General features: G+C 72.9%; 5 protein-coding genes. All 5 read left to right on the top strand.

Features of this window, described 5'->3' with window-relative positions; translation table 11 throughout:
- Positions 1–359 precede the first annotated feature (359 nt).
- Positions 360–1,427, top strand: coding sequence for a Fic family protein (locus GZ998_RS11200; RefSeq protein WP_219109879.1), 1,068 nt, complete (start codon positions 360–362; stop codon positions 1,425–1,427).
- A 267-nt stretch (positions 1,428–1,694) separates the two neighbouring features.
- Positions 1,695–2,837, top strand: coding sequence for a cellulose synthase operon protein YhjQ/BcsQ (locus tag GZ998_RS11195; protein ID WP_257505910.1), 1,143 nt, complete (start codon positions 1,695–1,697; stop codon positions 2,835–2,837).
- Positions 2,831–4,147, top strand: a complete 1,317-nt coding sequence (locus GZ998_RS11190) for a TadA family conjugal transfer-associated ATPase (RefSeq protein WP_219109877.1) — start codon at positions 2,831–2,833, stop codon at positions 4,145–4,147. The genes GZ998_RS11195 and GZ998_RS11190 overlap by 7 nt, the downstream gene beginning before the upstream one ends.
- A complete protein-coding gene (locus GZ998_RS13350; RefSeq protein WP_219109876.1) occupies positions 4,144–5,385 on the top strand; it encodes a hypothetical protein in 1,242 nt (413 codons plus the stop codon). Before GZ998_RS11190 ends, GZ998_RS13350 begins: the two co-directional genes overlap by 4 nt.
- Before the next feature lie 35 nt (positions 5,386–5,420).
- Positions 5,421–7,175 carry a methyltransferase gene (locus GZ998_RS11180; RefSeq protein WP_219109875.1) on the top strand — a complete coding sequence of 585 codons (1,755 nt, stop codon included), beginning with the start codon at positions 5,421–5,423 and terminating at the stop codon, positions 7,173–7,175.
- Positions 7,176–7,823: the final 648 nt, after the last annotated feature.

Here is a 7,823-nt window from a genome sequence, read left to right as displayed (position 1 = left end):
TCTCACGACTTCTGACACTCCCAGATGTCATGAGATCCAACAGTCCCAGAAGTCATGAGACATCACAGTACGGTAGGGGTACGTAGCGTCGTCGAAAGGTACGAAGCGTCGGTGCAAAGGTACGAACCGTCATGCGAAGTGCCGAACCGCCAACATGCAGAGGACGACGAGCACAAGCCCACGGGCACCACCACCTAGTCCGAATACAACTTGGCAGTCGAGTTGTCGGGGCGGGCGGGATACTGTCGGCGGCGGGCGTGGTGCTGGCTGCCTTCGCAGGCTCGTGGCCCGGGGCTCGCGGTTGCGCGTCGGCTTGTGGCGGGCTCGGCCCGCACGCATACAGTGGCCCCGTGATCAGCATGGGAGTGTCGATCGGCCCGCCTGCCGGAGGGAGGCCCGAACGGGGACACGACGCGGACGACGCCGCCCGGCCATGCAGCAACACCTCTCCGCCCGCCGACGCCCGCCCCAGCAGTGTTACGCGCCCGGCCCGCCCCAGCAGTGCCGTGCGCCCGGCCCGCCCCAGCAGTGCCGTGCGCCCGGCCCGCCCCAGCCCTGTCACCCGGGCGCTGGAGGCCCTCGCAGCCGACGACCGCGTCAAGCGCGCCGAGGAGGCCCTGCGCGAGGCCTCCACCGAGCTGCGCTGGCACCAGGCGCTGCGCCGTCGCTGGCGGGAGGCCCGGGCCGAGTCCGCCATCCGGAGTGCCATCGCCTCAGCCGCAGTTGAGGGTGCGGTCCTGCCCACCGGGGTACTACGTGAGGCCGTCGCCGACCGGTCCCTGACCGAGGCCACCACCGGGGACCCGTCGCTCGACGCCGCAGCCGGACTATGGCGCGCCGGCGTGCGGCTGGACGAATGGATGCCCGATCTGCGCGGAAGCACCCGCCCCGCCCAGCCCAGTCCCCGCACCTTACTGGCAACACTCCACCGCGACGTGGCCGGACCACTGGCCGCCTCCGGGCGCATACCCCTGACGGCCGTCGCAGTCCCGCGCCGTCCGGGCACGGCCCCGCTTGAGGGCGGACCCGGCACCACCCCCGACGGCGAGGCGCTGCGTGCCCGGTTCGACGCACTGCTTGAGCTGATTGACGCCCCCGGAGCCCCGGCACTTGTACGTGCCGCCATCGTCCACGCGGAAATGATCGCGATCCGCCCCTTCGCCGCCGGCAACGCCGCTGTCGGCCGACTGCTGGTGCACCACCTGATTACTCGCGACGGCCTGGAGCCCACCGGGGTGGCTGTCACCGACCAGTATGCCGGGCGCGCTCCCGGCGCCTACGCCGATGCGGCCGCGGCCTACGCATCCGGCCAGCCCGACGGCGTGATCGCGTGGATCGTGTGGCAGGCGGAAGCGATCCTGGTGGGCATTCAGGAGGCGCACAGCATCTGCAACGCCATCCTGGCCGGAACCACTGAGCTGCGCTGAGCCTGATCCCGCCGGGGCCGGTTGTGCTGCTACGGGCCGTGCGGCCGCGGGCAGTGCAGTGACGAGCCGCGCTGATGCCGGGGCGCCTCGCCCGAGCCCGCGGTGGCCTCCACGCACACTCAGCCCTCCGTAGTCCACAGGCGTACTCGAGAGCAGCCGCCGACGGGACCATCCACAGGCGCCGAGCGGGAGAGGCACGCAACGCGGCACCCTGTTCGGGACCGCCCGGGTACAACGCCGCGGGCCGGAGCCCTCAAGGAGAGCCATATGGACGCCGCTACCGCACCACTCGCCCCCAATGTGCGGGTACTCCTGGTCACCCCCGGTGTCTTCGACCTCGCCCAGGCGGCCGCCGCACCCATGGACCGGATACCGGAGGCATTTCCCGCGGAGGTTGTGCAGGCCTGCACCGGAGTGGCGCCGGTGCTGGCCGATCCCCGCGAAGCGCCGGGCGCCGCGGCGCAAAAGCTGCTCGCCGAACCCGCGGTAGCGGCCGTCGTGCTGGTCGCCCCGGAGGGCCTGGCCCCGCCCCCCACCGAACCGGGGGTCGTGCCCGCCGACCTGAATCGCTGCTGTGAACCGGATGGAGCCGACCACCTGATAGCTCTCCTGCTTACCGCCCAGCACCCGCCACGGGCCCGAGTTGTCGCCGCGACCGGCGCCCGCGGCGGACTCGGCGTCAGCACGTTCCTCCTCCACCTGGCACGCGCCTGCCACGCCCGTGGGAAACGAGTCGCGATTGTAGACGCAGACCCCGCCGGCAGCCTGGGCCTGCTCATGGGAGACGGCGTGCTGCCCGGGCTGCGCTGGGCAGACCTGCCCGCCAACGAAGTCGCCTTCCGCCCGGAGAGACTCGTAACCGCCCTACCGGAGTGGCTGGGCATGCCCGTGCTGACCGGCGACGGCCGGGGCGGTGCCAGTGGGCATGAGCAGCTGCGGCCCGCCGTGGACGCGCTGCGCGCCGAGCACGACCTGGTGATGATCGACCTCCCCCGCGGCGGCCTCCCGCCTGCGGACGCCACCATCCTGCTCATGTCCGGACTGGACCTGCGCTCGGCGGTAGCCGCAGAGGCACTCACTGCGCGACTGAAGGCGCTGGGGCAAGAGCGCGCGGAGCAGGCCGGGCTCGGCGGCTCACAAACGCTCGCCCCCGGCCCGGCACCGGGCACGCCCACCAAGGTGTACACGGTGGTACGCAAGACCGGCGAAGACGTCACGCCCGACGAGCTCGCGCTCATGACCCGCACCGAGATCGCCGCCATCATCCCGCATGAGCGCGCCGTCGCCCAGCGCATCGCCCGCGGCGATGACCCGACCCGCGGTCGCGGCGCCCTGCGCTCCCAGGCGCGGGCAGTCGCCGATCGGCTACTGGACCTGGCCCAAAACCCGCCCGAGGACGCGCAATGGTAGCCGTCCCCGCCCCAGCCGGCCGTTCCGCGGGTGCGCCCGAACCCGGCCGGGCTGACGAGGAGCTGTCCCGGGTCCGCGGTGCCCTCGCCCGCGGAGCCAGCCTTGACGCCGCACTCGGCTCCGGCGCCGCCCCGACCACCGGTGCGGGCGGCCTGGCACGCCTCACCCGGCAAGTGCGTGCCGACGTCGCGGGCGCCGGCCCCGTGCTGCAGCCGCTGCTGGAGCTCGACGGCGTCACCGACGTGCTCGTAGGCGCCGGCCGTACATGGATTGACCGCGGGCGGGGGCTCGAAGCGGTAGCCGAGGCCCGGCTGCCCGAGGACCAGGTGCGGGCACTGGCGGTGCGCATGGCCGCGGCCTGTGGCCGCCGCCTGGACGACGCCAGCCCGATCGTGGACGTCACCCTGCCCGACGGCACCCGCCTGAACGCGGTCCTGCCACCGCTGAGCGCCGACGGCACTCTCATCTGCCTGCGCACCAAGCGGCGCCGCGCCTACACCGTCCCCGAGCTGGCCGCCGCGGGCACGATCGCCCCCGGGCTGGACGCGGTCCTCACCGCCCTGGTGGCACGCCGGGCCAACTGCCTGGTCACCGGCGCCACCGGCACCGGCAAGACCACCCTGCTGGCCGCCCTGCTGGGGCTGGTACCGGCCGACGAGCGGATCGTATGCATTGAGGAGGCGAGTGAACTGCGCCCCGACCACCCGCACGTCATCCACCTGCAGGAGCGTGGGGAGAACGTCCAGGGAGTCGGGGCCGTCCCCATGACCACACTCGTGCGCACAGCCCTGCGCATGCGCCCGGACCGTATCGTGCTCGGCGAGTGCCGCGGCCCGGAGGTCCGCGACGTACTGACCGCCCTGAACACCGGTCACGAGGGCGGCTGGGCCACCCTGCACGCCAACTCGCCCGCCGACGTCCCCGCCCGCCTTACCGCGCTCGGCGCCCTGGCCGACCTGGATGAGGGTGCCGTGGCCGCGCAAGCCGTCAGTGCGCTCGACGCCGTCGTCCACCTGCGCCGGCAGGCCCGCCCGGGCACGACCTCACTGCGCCTGGTCACCGCGATCGGTGTGCTGGAACGGGCCGGGGACCGGATGCGCTGCCGGGACGCACTCGTCATAGGCTCCAACGGCCAGGTGACAGCCGGTCCCGGCGTGGACCGCCTAGCGCAGCGCATCGGGGAGGCACCCGTGGCCGCTGCACTGGGCTCGGGGGTAGTCCCGCGGCCACCAGCGGCGCCGGGCCCCACGGCTGTGGTCGGTGCCGACGCGGCACCCGCGCAGGCGCGCCCGCGCAGGAGCCGACGATGAGCGGCGCGCAAGTACTGGCCGGGCTGCTGGTGGCACTGGCCGCCGCCGTGATCCTGCTGCCGGCCCGCCGCGAGCCCCCGGCCGCCCTGGGCGCCAACCACGCCGGGCGACTGGCCCGCCCCACCCGCTCCAGGGCGCATGACCTAGACCTCAGCCTGGTGCTGACAGAGGTGTCCACCCTCCTGCGCGCAGGCGCCACCCCGCAGCGCGCCTGGGCACGAGCCCTGCAACGCGCCGGGGTGGAGGAGGGCACTGAGCCCGACGACGACGGCGTGCCACCCGCACTCCTCGCCCTGGCCCGGGAGCCACCCGACAGCTGGCTGCCCCACCGGCACGAGGGACGCTGGCGCTGGCGCCCGCCGCTGCCGGGGCGCCGCGCCCGCAGCGCACGCCGTCGCCTCACCGCGGCCGCCGTCCCCGGGGCGGTAGCCGCCTGCCGCCTGACCACGGCACTCGGCGCCCCACTGGCAGGGGTACTGGAGGCGGTGGCCGGAGGAGTAGCGGAATCCGGGCGTGCGGACGACTCGCGCCGTACCGCCCTGTCCGGGCCGCGCTCAACCGCCCGGCTGCTCGCCCTGCTTCCTCCGGTGGGACTGCTGCTCGGCACCGCTATCGGCGCCCACCCCGGGCAGATCCTGCTCGACGGCGGTTTGGGCAGCACCCTGGGGGTGGTCGGCGTGATTCTGATGGGAGTCGGGCACTGGCTGACCACGCGACTTGTCACCGCGGCGGCCACCGCCACGGACGGCGTGGACGAGGCACTGGTGCTCGACCTGGCCGGGGCGGCGCTCGCGGCCGGGGCGTCGGTGCCCGGGGCGCTGCAGGCGCTGGGGCAGGCACTGGATGATGAGGAGCTGAGCGTGGTTGGGAGAGCCCTGCTACTGGGAGCCGACTGGCAGGAGGCGTGGCGCGCCGGGCGTGAGGCGGAGGACGAAGGCGAGGGCGCACAGCGCAGGCGTGCACGCCGGCACTGGTGGGGCCGGGCGGCGAACCGGCGCCACACCCGGCTCGAGGCGTGCCTGCGGCCCGGTTGGGAGGACGGCGCCTCGCCTGCGCCGCTGCTGGCCGGCACGGCAGCGTCATTGCGGGCCGGCCGGCAGGCGGCGGACGAGGAGGCCGCCGAGCGGCTGGCGGTCCGGCTGGTGCTGCCACTGGGGACCTGTTTCCTGCCTGCCTTCATCATTCTGGGCATCGTCCCGGTGGTGATGAGCGTGGGCATGGACATGTTCGCCGGCTGAGCCGGCGGGGCGCTGCGCCGCGGTACCGTCACCCCATGACCGACGCCGCACCCGCCCAGCCTGCCGCGCCAGAGCCCACGCAACGGGAGGCGTCCCCCACCCCGCCGTCGGTGCTTGCCCCCACCCCGCCGTCGGTGCTTGCCCCCACCCCGCCGCCCGTGGCCACCAGGGCGCAGGCGGCGGCCTTGCGCGCAGACCTGGATGACTCCGGCTGGGGCGTTGACGCCGTCGCACGGCTGCTCGGCCCTGCGGCCGATGCGGCACTGCGCCGGGAACAGCGCTACCCCGCCCTACGGCGCGTGCGGCAAGTGCTCAATGACGCACGCGCAGGTACCGAGGCGGAGACCAGCACCGACCCCGTGGCAGTGCTCACCGCACTGTTCATGCTGGGGGAGCCGGTCTACGCGGCCGAGCTGGATGCCGCCCTGCCGCGTACCGGTGCCGCCGGTGCCCGCGCTATCGGACTCGTCGTCGGCGCCGACCCCCAGGCAGGGGGAGGGGAGCCCCTGGGCGGCAACCCGGCGCAGACCGGGGGTGGTACGGCGGCGCAGAACGAGCGCGTGTGGGCGGTTGTAGACCTGCGACCCCACGAGGCGCGCGACGACGTTGGCGAAGTGCGCTGGTGGGTCGCCTCCGACGTGGGTGAGCTGGTGTCACAGGGACAACTCGCCCCCGATCACGTCCTGGGCATTGGCGGCGCCGGGCTGACCCTGGCATCCCTGACTCCGCGCACACCCGTCACCAGGGCCCTGGACCTGGGCTGCGGCTGTGGTATCCAGACCCTGTACCTGCTGCGGCACGCGGAGCGCGTCGTCGCCACTGACATCTCCGCACGGGCGCTGGCCTTCACCGCCTTCAATGCCGCCCTGGCCGGCACCGACCCCGAGCGCTTGGAGCTGCGGCACGGATCATTCCTCGAGCCAGTCACCGGGGACACCTTCGACTTGATCGCCACCAACCCACCCTTCGTCATCACCCCGCCCGCTGTCCGGGACGCAGGCCTGCCGCTCATGGAGTACCGCGACGCCGGTGGCCCGGTCCTGCCCGTGCTACTGCCAGCACTAGGAGCTCATATGAGTCCCGGCGGCACGACAGTCATGCTCGGGAACTGGGAGCACCACGATGGTCAGGACTGGCGTGAGCGCGTGGAGGGCTGGCTGCCCGATGGCATCGACGCCTGGGTGATTGAGCGGGAGGTGCAGGACCCGGTCGAGTACGCCACCATGTGGCTGCGCGACGGCGGCACCATCCCCGAGCGCGACCGGCCCGGCTTCGAGGCCGCCCTGGGTGCGTGGATTGACGACTTCGCCGCCCGGGGGGTTCATGGAATCGGCTTCGGCTACGTGGTGCTGCACCGTCCCGATGACGGTGATGCGGCTGGGGTGCCTTGGCGGGTGTTGGAGGAGATCGGTACACGCCCGAGCGCACCGCTGGGGCCGCACGTGGCCCAGGTGGTGCGCTCACGCAGCCTCCTTGCCGCCATGAGCGACGCGGAGGTCATGGAGCTGCACCCCGTAGTCGCCCCCGACGTCACCGAGGAACGCCACCTGCGTCCCGGTAGCAGCGAGCCCAGCGTGATCCTGCTGCGTCAGGGCGGTGGCTTTGCCCGGACGGTGCGGGCCGATACCGCGCTGGCGGCACTGGTGGAGGTGGCCGACGGCGAGCTGAGCGTGAGGCAGATCGCCACCGCCGTGGCGGCGCTAACCGATGCCGACGCCGACGCACTTGTGGTGCGCATGGCCGCCGACGCGCGCAGCCTGCTGGCCGACGGCCTGCTGCTGTGGGAGTAGTGCGGAACCATCACCCGTCAGGGGGCAATTCACGGAGCCGACGCTGTTCCCACGCGAGCACGTTCGGCGCTCGTCCGCCGGACCTGCCCTTTTGCTCGCGCTCTTCAGTGTCCTGAACTCATTGTCCTCGCGGCGTCGGCGCTTCCGGTTTCGGCTCATCTGGTTTTGGGACGTGGGGCTGGCGCGCCGAGTCGGGGGTAGGCCCCAGCGTCTACCGAGGGGACGACGGCGCGGGGCCGCTGGGCGACTCCGCGGGTTCTTGTGGTTTGTGGGTGTGGTTGGTTGGTCGGGTTGTGGCCGGTGTGCGCGTCTGGGTGGGTTGGCGTGCGGGGAGCGGTGGTCGGTGCCCGGGTAGCAACAGTTGTGGCGTTCGGGGGGCAGTGGTTGTGGCGTGCCGGGACCTGCGGCTGGTGTTCGGGGCTGTGCTGGCGCGGTGGTTCGTGTGCCCATGGTTGGCGGTTCGTGTGTTCTGGCCGGTGGTTCGCGGGCCCATGGTTGAGGGTTCGTACTTCGTGGTGACGGTTCGTACGTTCCGGTCGACGATTCGTACCCTGTGGTGACGGTTCGTACCGTAGGGGTACTGTGATGTCTCATGACTTCTGGGACTGTTGGATCTCATGACATCTGGGAGTGTCAGAAGTCGTGAGA

This window comes from Actinomyces sp. 594 (assembly GCF_019325145.1).
Classification (GTDB): Bacteria; Actinomycetota; Actinomycetes; order Actinomycetales; family Actinomycetaceae; genus Actinomyces.
Note: the sequence above shows the minus strand (reverse complement) of the source record. Positions and strands in the feature narration are given on the sequence as shown.